The organism is Corynebacterium rouxii (genome assembly GCF_902702935.1).
GTDB classification, from domain to species: domain Bacteria; phylum Actinomycetota; class Actinomycetes; order Mycobacteriales; family Mycobacteriaceae; genus Corynebacterium; species Corynebacterium rouxii.
In genome coordinates this window covers 1,234,844-1,253,513 of sequence record NZ_LR738855.1, presented here as the reverse complement: position 1 = coordinate 1,253,513, position 18,670 = coordinate 1,234,844, and the positions used below count along the sequence as shown (strand labels likewise).

The following is an 18,670-nucleotide window of genomic DNA, read 5'->3' as shown; positions in this document are numbered from 1 at the left end:
TTATGACTTACCACGATCCATATACCGGAAATATTCTAAAAGGACATTCACGAAATGTTCCACAACAATTTCCAGAAATCCCAGCGAAACCTGGCTTGGTAGTTGAGGTACTCGCCGATGGTTTTGTTGGTGCAGTTATTAATTTTGAACGCACCTACGACGGAGATTTCATTCGTCTTGAAGATCGCTATCAACATGAGCGTCTTTTTAAGCTGAGAAAAGGAGCGTTCCTCCTTGATGGGAATCGGGTCACGTTAACGCGTTTCGTGGAAAAGAAACAGCCCGAACGATCAAATTCAGGTTCTCGAAAAGTAAAACAAGTTGAAGCGAAAGTTGCGGCACCATCGCGGATTTGGGTTGAAGGTATTCATGATGCAGCAATCGTCGAAAAAATATGGGGTCATGATCTGCGAGTTGAAGGTGTAGTCGTGGAATATCTCGAAGGACTTGATAATCTTCCACACCAGTTAGCCCAATTTAAGCCTCAACCAGGACGGCGAGTCGGAGTATTAGCAGACCACTTGGTGGAACGGTCCAAAGAAACAAAGCTGACCGAAAGCGTCGGACCAGATGTTCTTGTAACGGGCCATCCCTACATTGACATCTGGGCCGCAGTAAAACCTGAAAGACTAGGCTTGCGAGAATGGCCAGAAGTTCCATACGGCGAGGATTGGAAAAAAGGAATCTGCCGTCGAGTTGGCTGGGCTGATCCAAAAGAAGGCTGGAATCGTGTATACAATGCCGTGAATTCATTCCGCGACGTCGATTCCACTTTAATTGGGGCTGTTGAGCGACTTGTTGATTTTGTAACAACCCCAGAGATAAAGAAAGAAGATCTTTTGTAGCACGCCTCGCTCATATTAGGGGCTAGGTTTCCTCGGGGCGATTTGGTTTTCAGTAAGCTAGAGACTGTGGGATCTTTGGAATGGTTTGTAATAGGTGTGGCGCTAGTTGTCTTAGAGCTGTTTATCGGTGAACTGACATTCTTCATGCTTGGCCTTGCTGCCATTTGTGCCGCTGGGGTTGGCTTGGTTACAGACAACGTCACACTACAAGCCGCCGCTTTTTCAGTCTCTGCGATTTCTTTATTATTGTTCCTCAAACCTCTGATAAAGAAACATTTTGAACTACCGACTTCATTGGAGCTTACTCCACGGGCTCTCGTCGGAATGAGTGGGGAAGTTGTTGAAAAGATCACGGAGCATTCGGGGCAAATCAAGCTGGATGGTTCCATCTGGTCTGCTCGAAGCCTTGATCCCGCCGTTAATTTCCAGTCAGGACAATCCGTCTACGTAGTAGAAATTGACGGCCCAACTGCCGTTGTATGGAAGGAGAGTAAAACATGATAGTTCTTGCAGTTATCATGGTGTTTTTTGCAATTGTTATTGCTAAATCCATTGTAATTATTCCGCAAGGTGAAGCCGCCGTTGTCGAGCGCCTTGGCCGGTACACCAAGACTGTTGCAGGCGGGATTAGTTTGTTAGTACCATTTATCGACAGAGTACGGGCGAAAGTAGACACCCGTGAACGGGTTGTGTCCTTCCCACCACAAGCTGTTATCACTCAAGACAATCTTACTGTTGCTATTGATACTGTTGTCACTTTTCAAATCAATGATGCAGCAAAAGCAATTTATGGTGTTGACAACTACATTGTAGGCGTCGAACAAATTTCGGTTGCAACTCTCCGTGATGTAGTTGGTGGAATGACATTAGAGGAGACTCTAACTTCTCGAGAAGTAATCAATCGTCGATTGCGCGGTGAGCTCGATGCGGCTACCACAAAGTGGGGCTTAAGAATTAGCCGAGTAGAGCTCAAAGCGATTGATCCTCCTCCATCGATCCAGCAATCGATGGAAATGCAGATGAAAGCTGATCGTGAGAAACGCGCTATGATTCTGACTGCTGAGGGACGTCGCGAATCTGATATTCGAACTGCTGAAGGCGAAAAACAAGCAAAGATCCTCGCGGCTGAAGGCGAAAAGCATGCAGCAATTTTGGCGGCAGAAGCAGCAAAGGAAGCCAGGATTCTAGAAGCTGAAGGTCAACGCGCTGCGCGTTATCTTGAAGCTCAAGGTGAAGCTCGGGCGATTCAGAAAGTTAACGCCGCAATCAAGGCGTCTCGGTTGACACCTGAGGTATTGGCATATCAGTATCTCGAAAAATTGCCGCAACTCGCCGAGGGCAAAGCTTCAACAATGTGGATGATTCCATCACAGTTCGGCGACTCGTTGGAAGAATTTGCGAAGGCGCTCGCCAATAAAGGAGACGATGGTGTATTCCGTTACGAACCAAGTGAAGTTGATGAGCACAGTAGCCGATTAGTTGGCGAAGACAATCATGAAGATTGGTTCAAAACTGAGTCAAACCCAGAAATTGCTGCCGCGGTAGCAGCAGCAAATGCTGTAGCTAATAAGCCTGTTGAGGATCCTGATCTTGGCGCTGAATTAACTTCATTAACCAATAATGAAAATTAGATATTGAGAACAGGTCTCTACATTGCCTGCGATGCACAGTACGCTCGCTTTGAACGCATAGTGTATCGCAGGCAATTTGTTGGCTAATCAACATTTGCACGCTGTAGAAGATCAATGGCAAGTTGATAACCTGCAAGCTCAGCTTGCCAGCCTGCCGCTTGCAAACGCTGGCTTATAGCTTGTTTCGAGATACCTAATTCTTCAGCTGCCTCTATTTGATTTAATCCGGAACGCATCAAACTCGTTGCTTCGCGACCTTCTGCAGTTCTTTTTGAAAGTATGTAAGCGAGCATGACAAAGGTTGCTTGGATGGGGGCAGCCCACTTCTTGTCTTTCTTTACCCCAACTTTTACTGTGCCAGCTCGTGCGCGTGACCCTAGTACTTTATGGACAAAGGCAAGGGCATCTTCCGAAGCTGCTGTTGTGGTATCCATAACTGCGATAGCTACAGCCCAATCGCCTGCGGCTAAAAGAGCCAGCGCTGTATCGCAGGTAGCTTCCGCAGTATCAATTATTGACGCTATATCTTCCACGCCCACTAAAGTGAACTGCTCAACCCCCTCCAACGTCGACAACGCGGCTGCAGCCTTACTAACGTATTCGGCGCGTTTGAGTTCTCGACCTCGGTACCGAGCTTGGATAGCGTACATGCCTGAATGATCCTCTCGACTAAAGCATCATAGTGTTAGTTCAACACCCTACCTTAATGTCTATGTTGATGACTTGACTAGCAGTCTCGAATCGATAATTAATCCGCATAAACCGAGGATTGCTAAACAGATGGTTGGGATAAGAAGCATTGCATCGTAGGTTTGTGTAAGCCCATTTCCAATGAAAACTGTAACTATTGTTCCAGGTGCAGATCCGATACATGTAGCTAAACCGAAACTCGTTAAAGAGATGTTGGTCATTCCTGCTACGTAATTCAATAGCGAAAAGGGCACTGCAGCGATCATTCGCAGAGACGCTATGGCAAACCAACCCCGTTGCTCAATATGATGATTTACGCGAACGGCATTAGGCGATGTTAGCTGCGATCGAGCCCAATCGCCCAGAATGCTTCGAATGATGAGCAATGAAAGCATTGCAGACGCTGTTGTACTTAACAGAGCGATGATAATTCCAACCAGTGGGCCGAAAAGAATTCCAGAGGAAAGGGTTAGCAGTGTGCGGGGTATTGGAAACTGTGTTATTGAAATGTATAAAGCAATAAAGACCACAACAAACCATGCGCCAGTGTTGTCTGCCCAAGTGCGTAAAACAGTTAGTGGGGGTACGTCGATAAGCACAGTTGCTGCAAGAAAAATGCAGCACAGTAGTGCAAAACCAAGTTTCTTAACGGTGCTCCACCCTGAAATCGTGTTGAATCCATCACGAAAAAGCTCAAGAAAAAAAGAGAAAATCGCGCTCACGTGGGCTAACTTTAGTCCGATCGGACACATTCGGTTGGAAATGTTCATCAAATACTGATGTATCGGACTACACTTAGTAGTTGTTATGAGGCGCCTATCACCTTGGCCTGGTGTGGGAACCTTATGCCACGAAAATTTTGTTCACAACCACATAGGTGCGTAAACGCATAAAGTCGAGACGATTCATTTGTCCGATTTATATCTATGCGCTTCTCGTTCCTTCTACTGTGAGGGGAGTGGGTCCCACTCGTGACTGACACACGAATCGCCCAAACTGAAGAGCTCGAGGCTCAGCGACAGGAATGGTATAAAGCTGTTGCTAAAGTTTTCGCTCGCGTACAGAAAAAAGATGTTGCTGACGTTCCGCTTGATATTTGGCAGCGTCTAATTCGCACCACGTACGATGACATCAAAGTCAACCCTTTGTACAACCGTGCAGACGAATTAGAAGAAACTCAGATTCCAGGTGCATTCCCATATACACGTGGTTTTGCTGGCGCAGGGCAAGAGGAAGGCGTCGGCTGGGGAGTAACCGAATCGTTCGGTTCATCTTCGTCTAACAAAGACGTTCTTCATGCCCTTGACAATGGTACAACCGATATCGTTGTTTATGGAGAAGCAAACATTGAAGAACTCCTCAAAGAGGTCCTTTTCCAGTATGCGCCAGTTCGTTTGAACTCTGGTGTCGCGACAGAAGAAATGACCAATCGTCTCTTCTCAATGGTCGACGCTCAAGACGCGTCGCCGCGAAGCATCGAGCTTGGGGCATCGCCACTTAGCTCCATGATCGATGGATCAGCATCTGTCGACCTAGACACCGCAATTAATCTAGCCGTACGTGCGTCTGAGCGTGAGAATACTCGCGCGATCTTGGTCGATGCAGTTTCTTTTTCGAATCAGGGCGCTACGGATGCGCAGCAGATTGGTCTTGCGCTAGCAGCCGGCGCGGAATATCTTCGCGGTTTGGTAGCTGCAGGGCTTTCTACAGAGCAAGCTTTGCAACAGATTTCATTCCGTTATGCAATTACGGACGATCAGTTTGCCCAAATTTCTAAATTGCGATCAGGGCGAGCACTTTGGGCTCGAGTCGCAGAAATTCTTGGTGCTAAGGAACTCGGAAGCGCTCCACAACACGCATTAACGGCACCTGTCATGTTCACTCAGCGTGATCCATGGGTAAACATGCTGCGCTCCACGGTGGCAGCATTCGCTGCAGGTGTTGGTGGCGCCAAAGACGTAGAAGTTTTGTGCTTTGACTGGGCAATTGCAGGCGGAATTCCAAATGTTTCGCGCAACTTTGCTCACCGCATTGCACGTAATACAAACCTTCTTCTTCTCGAAGAGTCTCACCTAGGTCATGTCATTGACCCAGCTGGTGGATCGTATTATGTCGAAAGTCTAACGTCATCGATCATCGAAAAGGCTTGGACGGTCTTTACCGATATCGAAGCATCTGGTGGTTTCCTCGTAGCCGTTGAAAACGGTTCCATTAAACAAATGCTTGACGACGCTCATGAGCGGGTACGCCGTGATATCGCGCATCGAATTAAGAAAGTCACCGCAATCAACGAATTTCCTAATCTTGCGGAAGCACCATTGCCGGCGGAGCTTCGCGTAGAGCCAACCTGTGTACGTCGTTGGGCTGCAGAATTCGAGTCGTTCCGTAACCGCTCGGATGTTTACATGGAGGTCAACGGAAAACGGCCGCAAGCTGTGCTCATCCCACTAGGTCCACTTGCAAAGCACAATATTCGTACTGGTTTTATTACCAATCTCCTTGGTACAGGCGGAATTGAGGCTTTGAACCCAGGACAGGTTATTCCAGGAACCTCGGAGTTTGCTGAGGCTGCTGCCAGCTCCAAGATCGCAGTCATTTGTGGCACGGACGCTGAATACGATGCAACCGGTGCTGAGGCCTTGGCTGAACTGCGCAAGCTTGGTGTAGAAACCATTTTGTTGGCAGGATCGCCAGGACATGATTTCGAACCGGATGACTATTTGAACATGAAGATCGACGCAGCTACGAAGCTCGATGGTCTACTGAAGAAGTTGGGAGCTTAACCATGACTACTATCCCAAATTTTGCAGAATATCCAGCATCTCCTGAGAGCCAGAACGCTGCGGACTCAAGTGCGCTTGAGCAACAAGTTTGGACTACGCCAGAAGGCATCGATGTCAAGCGTGTTTATAAGCGCAATGATCGCAACGACAATGTGCCTGCTGAGCAGCTGGACTCGTATCCAGGTATGGCGCCGTTTATGCGTGGCCCGTACCCAACCATGTACACCAATCAGCCATGGACAATTCGGCAGTATGCAGGTTTTTCTACGGCTGCTGAGTCAAATGCCTTCTATCGTCGTAACCTCGCAGCAGGCCAGAAAGGTCTGTCAGTCGCTTTCGACTTGGCTACTCACCGTGGTTATGACTCCGACAACGAGCGCGTAGTCGGCGACGTCGGTATGGCTGGCGTAGCAATCGACTCAATTTTGGATATGCGTCAACTTTTCGAAGGCATTGACCTTGGAAAAGTTTCTGTCTCCATGACGATGAATGGCGCTGTGCTCCCAGTGCTTGCCCTGTACATCGTTGTAGCGGAAGAACAAGGTGTCGCACCTGAGCAGCTAGCCGGAACAATTCAGAATGACATTCTGAAAGAGTTCATGGTTCGTAACACCTACATCTACCCACCTAAGCCTTCCATGCGCATCATTTCGAATATTTTCGAATACACATCATTGAAGATGCCTCGGTTTAACTCGATTTCAATTTCGGGTTACCACATTCAGGAAGCCGGTGCGACAGCTGACCTCGAGCTCGCGTATACACTTGCTGATGGTATTGAATACATACGTGCTGGTAAAGGTGTTGGACTAGATGTAGACAAGTTTGCGCCTCGACTTTCCTTCTTCTGGGGTATTTCCATGAATACTTTCATGGAAATTGCAAAACTTCGCGCTGGACGTCTGCTTTGGAGCGAACTGGTCGCTAAATTCGATCCAAAGAACCCTAAGTCTCAGTCGCTGCGTACCCACTCTCAGACTTCTGGTTGGTCGCTAACTGCACAAGACGTTTACAACAATGTGGCACGTACCGCTATCGAAGCAATGGGTGCAACCCAAGGCCATACGCAGTCTTTGCACACCAATGCTCTTGACGAAGCTTTGGCACTACCAACGGATTTCTCTGCACGTATTGCACGTAATACGCAGCTGCTGCTTCAACAAGAATCTGGCACCACGGCGCCAGTTGATCCGTGGGCAGGTTCGTATTACATCGAGTGGCTTACTGAGCAGCTAGCTGAGCGAGCTCGTGCACATATCGAAGAAGTTGAAAATGCTGGCGGAATGGCTCAGGCTACGATCGAAGGTATTCCGAAACTCCGCATCGAAGAATCCGCTGCACGTACTCAGGCACGTATTGATTCAGGCCGTCAAGCCCTGATTGGTGTGAATAAGTATGTCGTCGAAGAGGACGAGCAGATCGAAGTCCTTAAGGTTGATAACACCAAGGTACGTGCAGAGCAATTAGCAAAGCTTGAGCAGTTGCGCGCTGAACGCGACCAAGCTGAGGTTGATCGTTGCCTGAAAGCACTCACCGAAGCTGCACGCATCGAAGAAAAAGAACCTGGCAACCTAGATCAGAACTTGCTCAAACTAGCTGTTGATTGCGCTCGCGCTAAGGCAACGGTGGGCGAGATTTCTGATGCACTCGAAGAAGTATTCGGCCGTCACGAAGCTGAAATTCGTACTCTCTCCGGCGTGTACAAGGACGAAGTTGGAAAGGAGGGCACCGTGGGCAATGTTTCTAAGGCAATCGCTATGGCCGATGCTTTTGAAGCCGAGGAAGGCCGTCGTCCTCGTATCTTCTTGGCCAAGATGGGTCAGGATGGTCACGACCGCGGACAAAAGGTTGTTGCATCTGCATATGCTGACCTCGGCATGGACGTCGATGTCGGACCACTGTTCCAGACCCCAGCAGAGGCAGCTCGTGCCGCAGTTGATGCGGACGTCCACGTCGTCGGCGTTTCTTCCTTGGCTGCAGGTCATCTGACTCTGGTTCCTGCACTCAAGGAGGAGCTTGCCAAGTTGGGTCGTGAGGACATCATGGTCGTTGTTGGTGGCGTTATCCCACCTGGAGATTTCCAAGAACTCTACGACGATGGTGCAGTCGCTATTTATCCTCCAGGAACTGTTATCGCAGATGCTGCGATCGATATGCTGGAAAAGTTGGCGGCTAACCTTGGTATCGACCTCAAGGTCGACGAAGCCTAATTAGTTCGTTTCAATACCATGACTATGTTCACCGGCCGCTCGTTTGAGTGGCCGGTGAACGCGTATAAGCAGGAAGGTTTCACAAAATGTCCGCAGACAACGAATACCTCGAGCATCATTTGGGTTCACTTTTAACTACCGCTGGTACTGATTTGGGGGAGGTGACTGCTGTTGCCCCTGAGATTGTGAAAAAAGCGCGGCGGCGTATTGATGTTGACGAGTTATTTGAAGGCGTCCGTCGAGGTGATCGAACGCTTATATCCCGAGCTATTACCTTGTTAGAATCTACTGCTCCGGCACACAGAATTTTGGCTCAAGAATTGCTGGTCAAGTTGTTGCCATTTAGCGGTAAAGCGCTTCGCGTAGGTATCACTGGTGTACCCGGCGTAGGAAAATCCACGTTTATTGAGGAGCTGGGGATGAAGCTGATTGGTGATGGACATAAACTAGCGGTGCTTGCCATCGATCCTTCCTCTACAAAGACACGAGGATCGATCTTGGGTGATAAAACCCGTATGGCTAAGCTAGCCCGTGAAGATAATGCCTTTATTCGTCCTTCTCCTTCCGCTGGAACTCTCGGTGGCGTTGCTAAAGCTACTCGTGAATCTATGGTGGTTTTCGAGGCTGCAGGATACGATGTGATTCTTGTTGAAACCGTTGGCGTAGGGCAATCAGAAGTTGCTGTCTCACAGATGGTTGATTGTTTTACCTTTTTGGCTCTGGCTGGTGCAGGCGATCAATTACAAGGAATCAAAAAAGGCATTCTTGAAATGGCAGATTTGGTTGCTATCAACAAAGCTGATGGTCCGAACCTGAAAAATGCGAAACGAGCGGCTCGTGAACTAGCAGCTGCAATGCGAATGGTCCGCCAAGAAAACGACCTGTGGCACCCGCCGACGATTACTATGTCAGCCGTAGAACATGAAGGCGTAGATGAATTCTGGGAACACGTTCAAAATCACAATAAGGCAATGCTGGAATCTGGCGTATTCGAGCATAACCGCAGAGAACAACAAGTTCAGTGGATGTGGTCAATGGTCCATGAGACTTTACTTCAACGATTAAACACCGATCCGAATGTTGTTGAAGTGAAAAAATTGGTGGAAGATCAGTTACGACACGCGCATATCACACCTACACTAGCTGCTGAACGAATTCTCAATGCTTTTGACCATGTCACTACTGACTAGAGAAAATCGTAGGTGAATACGCACATTCCAGCGCTTCTTAGTGTGAATGCTCTTCAACAATTATGCGAGAGCCATTCAAATGTCGTGATCTTGGATGCAAGTTTGACTATGTTTGGGGGACCTCCGAGGTAAAAATTCCGACAGCGCAGTGCTTTGACTTGGATGCTGAAATCCGCTGGTATTCGGAATGTAAGCGTAGTCGATGGCGGGCTTACTGCATGGCTTGCGGCTGGATATAGAACTGATTTTTGGCGAGATACAGCAGCTCCTCAAGCTCTGGGAAATATCACCGTATGCAGTTCTTTTGGGGCGGACAGCGTCAGCATGCAGTGGTTGCGGGCAAACGGGAGCAGCTTGGAAATACCAATTGTTGATGCACGTAGCGCTGAGCGATTTCACGGTGAGGTGGAAGAGCGATCAACCTTCCGTTTATGAGTTTGCAAGCAAATAGACAATCAGTGTCGCTCGATCAACTCCGTAGGATTTTTGGATCAGCATTTAGGCTGTGCGAATAGGCCTTTTATTGCTTACTGTGGTTCCGGAGTGACAGCCTATGTCATCCTTTCGCGGCGTCACTCATGGGACGGCACGGACTCCTTTACGATGGTTCTTGGTCGCAGTGGGGGTGTTGCTATTTAGTTAGTCAGGTCCGTGGGTGGAGTTTTCAGGGGTGATCGCGGTGTTTGACTTTGTTTGATTAACGGCACGCTGAGGGGCTGACTGGGGTTTACCCAGTTGGTTTTTGTATCTGTGGTTTTATGCTGCTGCGATTGAAGTGTCCTAGGTTTTGTTCCGTTTAAGTAGATGGGAAAATCTTCGAACATACCAAGAAAAATTTGATCAGGATGCCAAAGACCGTGTGGTCCGCCTAGTTGAGGATTGCATCCTGGCAGAAGGTATTTCCATGCAGGAAACGTGCAAGATCGTGGCACCCAAACTAGGCGTTTCCTAGCACACCGCCCGGCAATGGACCCAGCAGACACGTCGCGAAGGTACTGCTCCCGAACGCATGCCTGAGGACCTCGCTGTTGAAAATGTCAGGCTGCGCCGAGAAAACCAGGAACTACGCGACACCAATGAGTTGCTGAAAGCCGCCTCGGTTTTTTTCGTATCCGAACCAGACCCCAAACGTTAAGAAATGATCCAGTTCATCGATAAATACCGGGATCGTTTCAGTGTCGAGTTCATCTGCCAGACGTTAAACACCCACCGTGAAGGCGGTTTTCTTAGCTTGCGTGGGTACCGCCAATCCAAAGCCCGTGGCCTGAGTGCTCACAGTCTTTGTGACGCTACCCTGGTAGAGCACATTAGCGAGGTTCACGCCGCGAATTACGGTGTGTACGGCATCCGCAAGATGTGGCGCGTCCTTCGCCGCGAGGGAATCGACATGGGACATGAGCAGACTGCCCGCCTCATGCGCCTTGCAGGAGTTACTGGCAAAGGGCAAAGGTGGTGCTCCGGTTACGACCCGCAAACCCACAGGCCCGGATACACGTCCAGACTTGGTGGGCCGCGAGTTCAAAACCCTAAGCCCTAACCGGTTGTGGGTGACTGACATTACCTATGTGCGCACCAGGAAAGGGTTCGTGTACACCGCTTTTGTTACCGACGTGTTCTCGAGGAAGATCGTTGGATGGGCGTTGTCGGATTTGATGCGCACTTCAAGCCTTGCTACTGCAGGCGTTGAACCAAGTGATTGTGTGTACTAAGGAAACAACGGGTCTGATTCATCACTCAGATCACGCTGACAATATGTGAGCATTGTCTACAATGAGCGCTTGGCTGAGCACGGTATCGTAGCGTCTACTGGGATGGTGGGTGATTCCTATGACAATGCTTTGGCTGAGAATGTCAACGGCCCCTCACAAGAATGAAAATCATCCATACCCGCACATGGAACGATGTGGTCGACGTGGAAATAGCCACGTTCGCGTGGGTGAATTGGTGGAACCGAATCACGACTGCACCAGAGCCTCGGCTACCATACGCCGGCTGAGGTGGAAGCCGAGTTTTGGGAGCATCACCCAAGTCACGACATAGTAAAACACAAGGCACAAACCTATGAACAAAACCCGAGGCACTTCAGTGGCTGTTGTTCTTGTCAGCATATTAAGTGCAGCTTTGGCCATATTAGTATGCGGATGCTCAGGCCCTTTGTATCCCCTCGAAATACGCCTTCCATCGCCAGATACGTTTACTACATATTTTGGCGTGCCAGTGAGGCTTCAAAAGCAGGTCGTAACCTATTAAAGAGAATAAATGGTGTGTTGCATTGCACAGCTGAACTTCTAGCATTTCTAGCGGATCTACGGATCCAACAGTAGCGACCCATGAATTGTGATCAGTCACATCGGGGATAAGTCCACCTGCATCGATTCCTAAAGCAGCGATCGGTACTTCTTTTTCGATCCCTTGCAAGGGTTGAGATTCTTCACGAACTAATGTTGAGTATGCGCTAGGACTACGTCAGACTGTCTGTGCTGCATTATTAAGTCAGCAGAATCATTTACTGAGCTAAAACGTCGAACTGCATCCTTAGGAAACCTTGTGGTAATGGTGAGATCCGCGCCATCTCTTAGTAATTTAAGCGCAATATACATTCCGATTTTCGCGCGTCCGCCTGTTAGTAAGGCTCGTCGTCCGTGAACGATTAACGGATGCTTCTCGACGCTTCCTATTATCTGTGGCGCAACTAGGACAGAGCTGGTGATGGAATGAGTCAACTAATGTATATGGGCGTTTACAAATGTAGCAATTATGTGATTTATGTAGTCTTCCAGCGAATCCGTGGGGAGTGGCTACAGAGCCGGATTCTAAAGCGCGTGGCTGTTGCCCCGCGGCATAATGAGAAGACCTGCCGTTTCGTCGTCAACTCGATGTTCGTTAGCAGTAGCTGTAGCTCCCAGTATCGCTTGGTCGTGGGCTCTACGTCGAGCTTTAGCTGCTTTACGCCGATTTGTTTTGAGCTTTTTATACATCGCGCTCGTACTTCGTTGAAGCTGGAGAGATTGCTCATCATCTTTAGGCAAATCGCTTGCGATGCGCATTACTTTTAAAGCGATAGCTAAGTCATTTGGACCGATCGCTGTCATCGATAATTTCTCTATTTCAACAGAGTATACAAGAAGAGAGCTCCGACCATTGGTCGGAGCTCTCTAATATTGTGCCCGAGGGGGGACTTGAACCCCCACGTCCGTTAGTAGGACACTAGCACCTCAAGCTAGCGCGTCTGCCATTCCGCCACCCGGGCCGGGTGTGCCTTTCAGCTGTTCGCTGTTGACTCGCATAACTATATGGCGATCTCTTTGCGAATACAAATCAGCAGTTCAGATAGTATTTTTCAGGTACCGGAAGTTGATTGATGCTGCATTGGTAGTCTTGCCAATAATGCTGTTGCTGAAAAATCCCCGACGTTTGCTTTTCTATGTGTGTATAAATGCGGGTATGACATATTCCGATAATCCCAATCGCTTCCCAGGTGCGGACCCGTATGCATCTCTTAAGCAACTTCCAACATTCTCATTGCACTCGGAAGACTTTTCTGATGGGGAGAAATTTAGTTCGATCCATCTGGGAGGAAATGACGTTTCTCCGCATCTTGAGTGGAGTGCATTACCTGAAGGCACAAAGTCTATTGCTATCACTTGCTTCGACCCTGATGCTCCCACTGCTTCAGGCTTTTGGCACTGGGCGGTTTTCAACATTCCGGTTTCCCAAGTATCAATTGCGCAAGGTGCAGCAAACGATGGCTCGCTCGACCAGCTCGGTGCTATAAGCCTCTGTGGAGATTCTGGGAAACGGGGCTACTATGGCCCTAATCCGCCTGCTGGTCATGGCCCACATCGTTATTTGTTTGCGGTACATGCGGTTGACGTTGAAACTTTAGATGTCGACACAGGCGCTTCACCTGCAGTGTTGGGGTTTAATCTTTACTTCCATAGTTTGGGTCGTGCGATCCGCTGGGGATGGTATGAGAACCCCTAGCACTTTTCCTCTTGGTTTACGTATAGGAGGAGCATTTCTAGCTATGGCAGTTGTGCTCACCATATTTACGTTTATTCATATCTTGAAGTTTGGGTGGGCAGAGAGTTTTCATGTCACAGCACGTTTTATCCTCATAATGATTGCAGCTGCCTTGGTAGGGGCATTTGCAACAGTGAACAAAGCCTCACGTGGCTCGGTTCTTCAAATTACTGGATTAATAGTTGCTTTGTTGCTGATCTTTTTAGGGCGTGTTATACCCGATTCTCCAATAATGATCTGGCCAGCTTATCTATTGCCTTGTTATGCAGCTGTATGCTTCATAGCTAGCTTGTTAGCTCGCATGCTAACTGTTCGGAGTTAGAAATAGCGGCAGAGTCTACGTTTTTACCTCGAATCTGCCGCTGTTGAAGAGCATCAGTTTATTGAAGCGTCCATGGAAGTTTCGAACCGATGGCTTGATCAATGTTGTTGAGGCCGTGGGCTCGCAACTGGGCTGAAATTCCTAAATGAATATCTCTGATCCAATCTGCTCCACCGTAGATCATTCCTGTGTAACCCTGTAACAGGGTTGCTCCTGCGGCGATACGATCCCATGCTTGCTGTGGTGTTGAAATGCCTCCTACTCCAATGAGCACCATTTCCGTTCCTACGCGTGCATAAAGGCGTTCCAGTACTTCCAGTGATCGCTGAGCTACCGGAGCACCTGAGATGCCGCCAGCTCCCATGTCTGCAACAGTTTGCTGAGGAGTGCTCAGTTCATCGCGGGAAATGGTCGTATTAGTCGCTACGATGCCGGCAATTCCCATTTCGACAGCTAGGTCTGCTACTGCGTCTATGTCATGATCAGACAAATCTGGCGCTATTTTCACTAGCACTGGCACAGACGTTGATTCTTGAACCGCTGCGATTATCGGGCGCAGCGATTCTACTGCTTGAAGATCTCGAAGCCCCGGAGTATTTGGGGACGAAACATTAATAACGAGATAGTCTGAGAGGTTGCCGAGAAGCAGTGCTGATCGTCGATAATCATTCACGGCGTCCTCCGGAGCAACCACCTTAGTCTTACCGATATTAATGCCAATAACCGCATCAGACTTACGTCGTTTAAGATTCTTAGCTACTTCAGCAGCTCCCACATTATTGAATCCCATACGGTTCAAAATCGCTTTATCTGCAGGTAGACGGAACAGCCGAGGAGTAGGGTTGCCAGGTTGAGGTGATGCTGTCACTGTTCCCAATTCTGCATAACCAAAGCCGAATGCTGCCCACACATCCGGAGCTTCACCATTTTTATCAAATCCTGCGGCTAGTCCAAGCGGCCGGGGGAAAGTCACACCAAACACCTCTTGGCTCAAAATGGGATCGTTGACAGGAAGAATCGATCCCAGTGCGCGCCGTAAAGGTGAAATTGCTTGTACTAATTGCATACCACGAGTAATGATATGGTGAATGCGCTCAGGGGACATCGTAAACATCCCTTTTAGTGCAAGTGCGTACGCCTTTGTTCGCAAAGGATGAGATGAAAAATCCGACATGGTGGATAAGCCTTTCACTATTTTAAAGATGAGGGGGCATTAGTCTGCTTGACTCTTGAGAAGTTGGAGACCTGCTCCAGATGCGGATGCAAGCACCAACGTACCGTCGTCAAGCACGGCAATGTTGTGGACGTTTTCGATGGTGTTATATGAGCTTTTTTCGGATCCTGTTCCGGATGAAATATCGTAACCTGTTACCTTGTTATCTCCAGTGGTAGCAACCCAGGCCATGTCATGCTTGTGGTCCCAAGCAATACCCCAAGGGCTAGGTCCAGTGGGAGAGGTTTGGTGAAGCCGGATGACGTCCTTAGCACCGTACACTGCAAACTGATTCTTCTTGGCGTCTGAAGCGAGCACAACGCCTTGCTCGGCTGCAGATATCCTTCCGACACCTTTACCTACCCGCAGAATGGCACCCGGTTTTGACTCTTTCCAATTTACGTCTTGAATCAAGGTGTATTTGTTATTGATTCTGACAACTGCATCATCATGGCCTTCGATTGGAACTGAAACAAGTTGATCAGACCCGTATTCAGTTGCTGTCTCGGAGAGTTTTTCACCATGGTTGAACACCTCAACCTTGTTCGAATCGCGATGCGCAATGATAACTTCTCCGGTTGACACCTGTACTGCATAGTGGGCAGTTTCAGTTGGGTGAGCAATTACTGAATCTTTGCCCGATACTGGATCAACAGAATGCACCCCGTCCGAACAAGCAACAATGAAAGCCTTCGCGTTTGATGTCATATCAAAGCATTCAGCGTCAATAGACACTTTAGTCGTGTTATCTTTTTCGAAATCCGAAGCAGATCCGAGCTCTAGGTGAGAACCCATTTTGATTCCAATCGAATTTCCCACTGCTTGGAGCGCGTCGATTGCACTGCGCTTGAGTACAATTCCCTCGGGGTTTGTAGCCTTTGGGGAAGTTGCTGCGGTAGCGCTTCCCATGTCAGGCTGAATTTCTGCCACATTTGTTGTTTCTGCATTACCGCTACATGCGGTCAATGCAAATGCGGAGAGAGTAGAGAATGTACACATTTTAAGAGTCGTAGACAGTGCAGGTTTCACAACCAGAGAGGTTACCAGTAAGTTGCTTTCTTCCTAGTTGAAACCCGAGGAAGAGTAGGTCTATGCGTGTAGTTCTACATCACTAGCTTACTTTGGACTTTAAACAGGTATTCTTGTGCCCCGTGACTGATGTAAATGTATTAGCCCAAGCACTGACTCACGATCCATCGAGTCAAATAAGCTGGTCCCAGACAATTGTGCTGTCTATCGTTCAAGGCCTCACCGAGTTTCTTCCTATTAGTTCATCCGGACATCTGCGAATTGTCTCTGAGCTTTTTTGGGGCAAAGATGCTGGAGCAAGTTTTACTGCTGTCGTTCAACTAGGTACTGAAGCAGCGGTACTCGTTTACTTTGCTAAAGATATTGCAAAGATTCTCACTGGCTGGTTTAGAGGCCTTTTTAATAAAAACCACCGAGGTTTCGATTACCGCATGGGATGGATGGTCATTGTTGGCACATTGCCAGTGAGCGTCGTAGGACTGCTGGCCAAGGATCTTATTCGAGACAATCTCCGAAACATGTGGATTACAGCGTCAGTCTTAATCCTTTTTTCGTTTGTATTTATTGCTGCCGAAAAATGGGGTAGTAAGCGTCGCAGCTTTGATCAACTGAGAATGAAAGACGCCATAATTATGGGCTGCGCACAGTGTTTGGCATTGATACCAGGCGTTTCACGGTCAGGTGGCACCGTTTCTGCAGGTTTATTCGTCGGCCTTGATAGGGAAGTTGCGACTCGTTTTAGTTTCCTTTTGGCTATCCCTGCAGTATTAGCATCTGGCTTATTCTCGCTTCCCGACGCCTTTGCTCCCCACGCAGGACAGGCGGCTTCAGGAATGCAACTTGCTGTAGGTACCGGAATTGCTTTTGTCTTAGGCTATGCTTCCATCGCATGGCTTTTGAAATTCGTTGGCAGTCACTCGTTTAGTTGGTTTGCAGCTTATCGAATCCCCGTCGGTTTACTCGTCATGGCATTACTAGCTACCGGAATGCTAACCGCCTAACTACTGTAGTGTGTCATTGCTGCTTCAACAGGTAATGTTGATGGCATGCAATCTTGGCCCATGCCGACAATCCCTTCAGTGCCGGGTAAACCGGCTGTACTGTCCTTGTTTGATACCAGTGATCAAGTAATTAAACCTGTTGAAGTAGACACCCCAGAAGTTGGGGTTTATGTGTGCGGAATTACCCCTTATGACTCCACACATTTAGGACATGCAGCGACATACTTGACATTCGACCTTATCAATAGGCAGCTTATCGACGCCGGCCACTGCGTTCATTTCGTTCAAAACATCACTGACGTCGATGAGCCTCTTTTTGAACGTGCATTAAGAGATGGCGTCGACTGGCGAGATTTAGGTTCCAGCCAAATCGATCTTTTTAGATCAGACATGGAGGACCTTAGCGTTATTCCTCCTCGCCATTATGTTGGCGCCATGGAGTCTATTCCTGAAGTAATTTCAATGGTGGAAGCCATGCTTGCCAATGGCTCAGCCTACATCGTTGAGTCAGACTCATACCGTGATATTTATGCATCCATAACTGCGACAACTCAGTTTGGGTATGAGTCCCATTATTCTCGTGATCTAATGGAACATTTTTTTGCTGAACGTGGTGGAGACCCCGAACGTATCGGGAAAAAGGATCCGCTTGATGCTCTTATATGGAGAGCACACCGACCGGGTGAACCTTCTTGGGATGCACCATTCGGGGCGGGGCGCCCTGGATGGCACGTCGAGTGTTCCGCGATCGCAACACACCATTTGGGAAGCCATTTCGCAATTCAAGGTGGCGGATCAGATCTTATCTTCCCTCACCACGAATTCTCGGCAGCTCACGCTGAGGCAACATTTGGCGAGTCCCGAATGGCGGGTCACTATGTGCACACAGGGATGATCGGACTTGATGGCACAAAAATGAGCAAATCCTTGGGCAATTTAGTATTCGTATCGCGGCTGACCTCAGCGGGATATCATCCATCTGACATTAGACTTGGAGTTTTTGCAGGTCATTATCGTGACGATCGTGACTGGTCGACTGATCTCCTCACAGTCGCACGGGAGCGCAGACAAGCGTGGATTGCTGCAGCTGATAATGCTCGAGACGTACAACAAGTTCAAGAAATGATTCAAAAAATGCGTCTTTTATTGGCTAACGACCTAGACACCCCCGCGGTCTTTGCTGAAGTAGATAACTGGGCCAAATTAATCCCATCAAATGATTCAACTCGTACCGAGGCTGGAGTGCTCATGGCAGCGGCTTTGGATGCATTAATGGGAATAAAGATTTAAATGACCGATATGTCCAACTATTTTTCATTTATTGACGACTTCTTGCACGACCTCGAGGAGTTTGGTACCGGCGCCTACCTCCGTGCCGATGAAAAGGAGTTCTGGGATCCGCCATTCGATGTTTCGGCGTTACCTGAGTTAAAAAGGATTCTCGTTGCGTTTGTACAAAGCATGATCGATATTGCGAACTTTCGTTCGCAAGCAAATTCAGTAGCTTTGGATGTTATTGCAACAGTTGGAAATTTTTATTCGGAGCTAGCTGCTTTCAATGCAGAATATGAGTATGCGGTAATCGAACCGGAGGAAGAATCGCAGCTTATTGGCATGGTAGAGGGCATGTGTAAGAATCTGGGGCTCAGCGATGAAGAGATATCGGATTTGCCTGAATTTGAATAAAAATGCTTAATTTGGGGCTCTAAACTGGGGTGATGGTTGAGCATTAT

The 18,670-nt window shown here is 48.3% G+C and carries 19 protein-coding genes, 1 tRNA gene and 1 pseudogene; 14 read left to right on the top strand and 7 right to left on the bottom strand.

Features of this window, described 5'->3' with window-relative positions:
* Positions 1–2: 2 nt before the first annotated feature.
* The 3 genes from CIP100161_RS06230 (at position 3) to CIP100161_RS06220 (ending at position 2,476) form a co-directional block, all read left to right on the top strand.
* A complete protein-coding gene (locus tag CIP100161_RS06230) occupies positions 3–845 on the top strand; it encodes a DUF3097 domain-containing protein (protein WP_155872842.1) in 843 nt (280 codons plus the stop codon).
* Positions 846–911: 66 nt separating this feature from the next.
* The gene (locus CIP100161_RS06225) at positions 912–1,346 is read left to right on the top strand and encodes an NfeD family protein (protein WP_166443153.1); all 435 of its coding nucleotides are present in this window, start codon (positions 912–914) and stop codon (positions 1,344–1,346) included.
* Complete coding sequence (locus tag CIP100161_RS06220) at positions 1,343–2,476, top strand: SPFH domain-containing protein (RefSeq protein WP_155872838.1); 1,134 nt, start codon at positions 1,343–1,345, stop codon at positions 2,474–2,476. Before CIP100161_RS06225 ends, CIP100161_RS06220 begins: the two co-directional genes overlap by 4 nt.
* Positions 2,477–2,559: 83 nt before the next feature.
* On the opposite strand, the gene CIP100161_RS06215 is transcribed toward CIP100161_RS06220, so the two are convergent.
* A complete protein-coding gene (locus tag CIP100161_RS06215; RefSeq protein WP_155872836.1) occupies positions 2,560–3,126 on the bottom strand; it encodes a MarR family transcriptional regulator in 567 nt (188 codons plus the stop codon).
* Positions 3,127–3,186: 60 nt separating this feature from the next.
* A complete protein-coding gene (locus CIP100161_RS06210; RefSeq protein ID WP_155872834.1) occupies positions 3,187–3,888 on the bottom strand; it encodes a TVP38/TMEM64 family protein in 702 nt (233 codons plus the stop codon).
* Positions 3,889–4,137: 249 nt separating this feature from the next.
* Here CIP100161_RS06210 and CIP100161_RS06205 point away from each other — a divergent pair, with 249 nt between their 5' ends.
* The 4 genes from CIP100161_RS06205 (at position 4,138) to CIP100161_RS12365 (ending at position 10,484) form a co-directional block, all read left to right on the top strand.
* Positions 4,138–5,949 carry a methylmalonyl-CoA mutase subunit beta gene (locus CIP100161_RS06205; RefSeq protein ID WP_155872832.1) on the top strand — a complete coding sequence of 604 codons (1,812 nt, stop codon included), beginning with the start codon at positions 4,138–4,140 and terminating at the stop codon, positions 5,947–5,949.
* Positions 5,950–5,951: 2 nt separating this feature from the next.
* A complete protein-coding gene (gene scpA / locus CIP100161_RS06200) occupies positions 5,952–8,159 on the top strand; it encodes a methylmalonyl-CoA mutase (RefSeq protein WP_155872830.1) in 2,208 nt (735 codons plus the stop codon).
* An 86-nt stretch (positions 8,160–8,245) separates the two neighbouring features.
* Positions 8,246–9,349, top strand: a complete 1,104-nt coding sequence (gene meaB / locus CIP100161_RS06195; protein ID WP_155872828.1) for a methylmalonyl Co-A mutase-associated GTPase MeaB — start codon at positions 8,246–8,248, stop codon at positions 9,347–9,349.
* A 1,009-nt stretch (positions 9,350–10,358) separates the two neighbouring features.
* On the top strand, positions 10,359–10,484 hold the full coding sequence (locus tag CIP100161_RS12365; protein WP_269472945.1) for a hypothetical protein: 126 nt from the start codon (positions 10,359–10,361) through the stop codon (positions 10,482–10,484).
* A 63-nt stretch (positions 10,485–10,547) separates the two neighbouring features.
* Here CIP100161_RS12365 and CIP100161_RS12150 read toward each other — a convergent pair whose 3' ends face one another.
* On the bottom strand, positions 10,548–10,745 hold the full coding sequence (locus tag CIP100161_RS12150) for a hypothetical protein (RefSeq protein WP_232053109.1): 198 nt from the start codon (positions 10,743–10,745) through the stop codon (positions 10,548–10,550).
* On the opposite strand from CIP100161_RS12150, the gene CIP100161_RS12560 reads away from it, so the two are divergent.
* Positions 10,686–10,886, top strand: a complete 201-nt coding sequence (locus tag CIP100161_RS12560; protein ID WP_408609473.1) for an IS3 family transposase — start codon at positions 10,686–10,688, stop codon at positions 10,884–10,886. The two genes, CIP100161_RS12150 and CIP100161_RS12560, sit on opposite strands and share 60 nt — an antisense overlap.
* Complete coding sequence (locus tag CIP100161_RS12555; protein ID WP_408609472.1) at positions 10,855–11,058, top strand: DDE-type integrase/transposase/recombinase; 204 nt, start codon at positions 10,855–10,857, stop codon at positions 11,056–11,058. Before CIP100161_RS12560 ends, CIP100161_RS12555 begins: the two co-directional genes overlap by 32 nt.
* Positions 11,059–11,427: 369 nt before the next feature.
* Here CIP100161_RS12555 and CIP100161_RS12140 read toward each other — a convergent pair.
* Positions 11,428–12,441: pseudogene (locus tag CIP100161_RS12140) on the bottom strand (SDR family NAD(P)-dependent oxidoreductase); the annotation flags it as partial.
* A 72-nt stretch (positions 12,442–12,513) separates the two neighbouring features.
* A tRNA-Leu gene (locus CIP100161_RS06170) sits at positions 12,514–12,599 on the bottom strand.
* Positions 12,600–12,793: 194 nt separating this feature from the next.
* On the opposite strand from CIP100161_RS06170, the gene CIP100161_RS06165 reads away from it, so the two are divergent.
* Both CIP100161_RS06165 and CIP100161_RS06160 read left to right on the top strand, forming a co-directional pair.
* The gene (locus tag CIP100161_RS06165) at positions 12,794–13,333 is read left to right on the top strand and encodes a YbhB/YbcL family Raf kinase inhibitor-like protein (protein ID WP_155874546.1); all 540 of its coding nucleotides are present in this window, start codon (positions 12,794–12,796) and stop codon (positions 13,331–13,333) included.
* Positions 13,334–13,376: 43 nt separating this feature from the next.
* On the top strand, positions 13,377–13,694 hold the full coding sequence (locus CIP100161_RS06160) for a hypothetical protein (RefSeq protein WP_232053108.1): 318 nt from the start codon (positions 13,377–13,379) through the stop codon (positions 13,692–13,694).
* 58 nt (positions 13,695–13,752) lie between these two features.
* On the opposite strand, the gene CIP100161_RS06155 is transcribed toward CIP100161_RS06160, so the two are convergent.
* Entirely contained in the window at positions 13,753–14,868 is a 1,116-nt protein-coding gene (locus tag CIP100161_RS06155; RefSeq protein ID WP_155872820.1) for a quinone-dependent dihydroorotate dehydrogenase, read from the bottom strand.
* A 39-nt stretch (positions 14,869–14,907) separates the two neighbouring features.
* Positions 14,908–15,906 carry a YncE family protein gene (locus CIP100161_RS06150; protein WP_155872818.1) on the bottom strand — a complete coding sequence of 333 codons (999 nt, stop codon included), beginning with the start codon at positions 15,904–15,906 and terminating at the stop codon, positions 14,908–14,910.
* A 182-nt stretch (positions 15,907–16,088) separates the two neighbouring features.
* Between CIP100161_RS06150 and CIP100161_RS06145 the strand changes: the two genes are divergently transcribed.
* From CIP100161_RS06145 to CIP100161_RS06135, 3 genes are read left to right on the top strand one after another with little or no spacing between them, the layout of a single operon-like run.
* Positions 16,089–16,937 (top strand): undecaprenyl-diphosphate phosphatase, encoded by an 849-nt coding sequence (locus CIP100161_RS06145; protein WP_174775788.1) that lies wholly within the window; start codon positions 16,089–16,091, stop codon positions 16,935–16,937.
* A gap of 45 nt (positions 16,938–16,982) precedes the next feature.
* Entirely contained in the window at positions 16,983–18,227 is a 1,245-nt protein-coding gene (mshC, locus tag CIP100161_RS06140) for a cysteine--1-D-myo-inosityl 2-amino-2-deoxy-alpha-D-glucopyranoside ligase (protein ID WP_155872814.1), read from the top strand.
* Complete coding sequence (locus CIP100161_RS06135) at positions 18,228–18,623, top strand: hypothetical protein (RefSeq protein WP_155872812.1); 396 nt, start codon at positions 18,228–18,230, stop codon at positions 18,621–18,623. It begins immediately after the preceding gene.
* Positions 18,624–18,670: the final 47 nt, after the last annotated feature.

What these genes read in the sequence shown, in the direction of transcription:
- meaB (WP_155872828.1), top strand. Translation starts at nt 8,246, where the DNA reads ATGTCCGCAGACAACGAATACCTCGAGCATCATTTGGGTTCACTTTTA.
- mshC (WP_155872814.1), top strand. Translation starts at nt 16,983, where the DNA reads ATGCAATCTTGGCCCATGCCGACAATCCCTTCAGTGCCGGGTAAACCG.
- CIP100161_RS12150 (WP_232053109.1), bottom strand. Translation starts at nt 10,745, where the DNA reads ATGTCCCATGTCGATTCCCTCGCGGCGAAGGACGCGCCACATCTTGCG.
- CIP100161_RS06165 (WP_155874546.1), top strand. Translation starts at nt 12,794, where the DNA reads ATGACATATTCCGATAATCCCAATCGCTTCCCAGGTGCGGACCCGTAT.
- scpA (WP_155872830.1), top strand. Translation starts at nt 5,952, where the DNA reads ATGACTACTATCCCAAATTTTGCAGAATATCCAGCATCTCCTGAGAGC.
- CIP100161_RS06155 (WP_155872820.1), bottom strand. Translation starts at nt 14,868, where the DNA reads ATGTCGGATTTTTCATCTCATCCTTTGCGAACAAAGGCGTACGCACTT.
- CIP100161_RS06230 (WP_155872842.1), top strand. Translation starts at nt 3, where the DNA reads ATGACTTACCACGATCCATATACCGGAAATATTCTAAAAGGACATTCA.
- CIP100161_RS06215 (WP_155872836.1), bottom strand. Translation starts at nt 3,126, where the DNA reads ATGTACGCTATCCAAGCTCGGTACCGAGGTCGAGAACTCAAACGCGCC.
- CIP100161_RS06150 (WP_155872818.1), bottom strand. Translation starts at nt 15,906, where the DNA reads ATGTGTACATTCTCTACTCTCTCCGCATTTGCATTGACCGCATGTAGC.
- CIP100161_RS06160 (WP_232053108.1), top strand. Translation starts at nt 13,377, where the DNA reads ATGGCAGTTGTGCTCACCATATTTACGTTTATTCATATCTTGAAGTTT.
- CIP100161_RS06135 (WP_155872812.1), top strand. Translation starts at nt 18,228, where the DNA reads ATGACCGATATGTCCAACTATTTTTCATTTATTGACGACTTCTTGCAC.
- CIP100161_RS12365 (WP_269472945.1), top strand. Translation starts at nt 10,359, where the DNA reads ATGCCTGAGGACCTCGCTGTTGAAAATGTCAGGCTGCGCCGAGAAAAC.
- CIP100161_RS06220 (WP_155872838.1), top strand. Translation starts at nt 1,343, where the DNA reads ATGATAGTTCTTGCAGTTATCATGGTGTTTTTTGCAATTGTTATTGCT.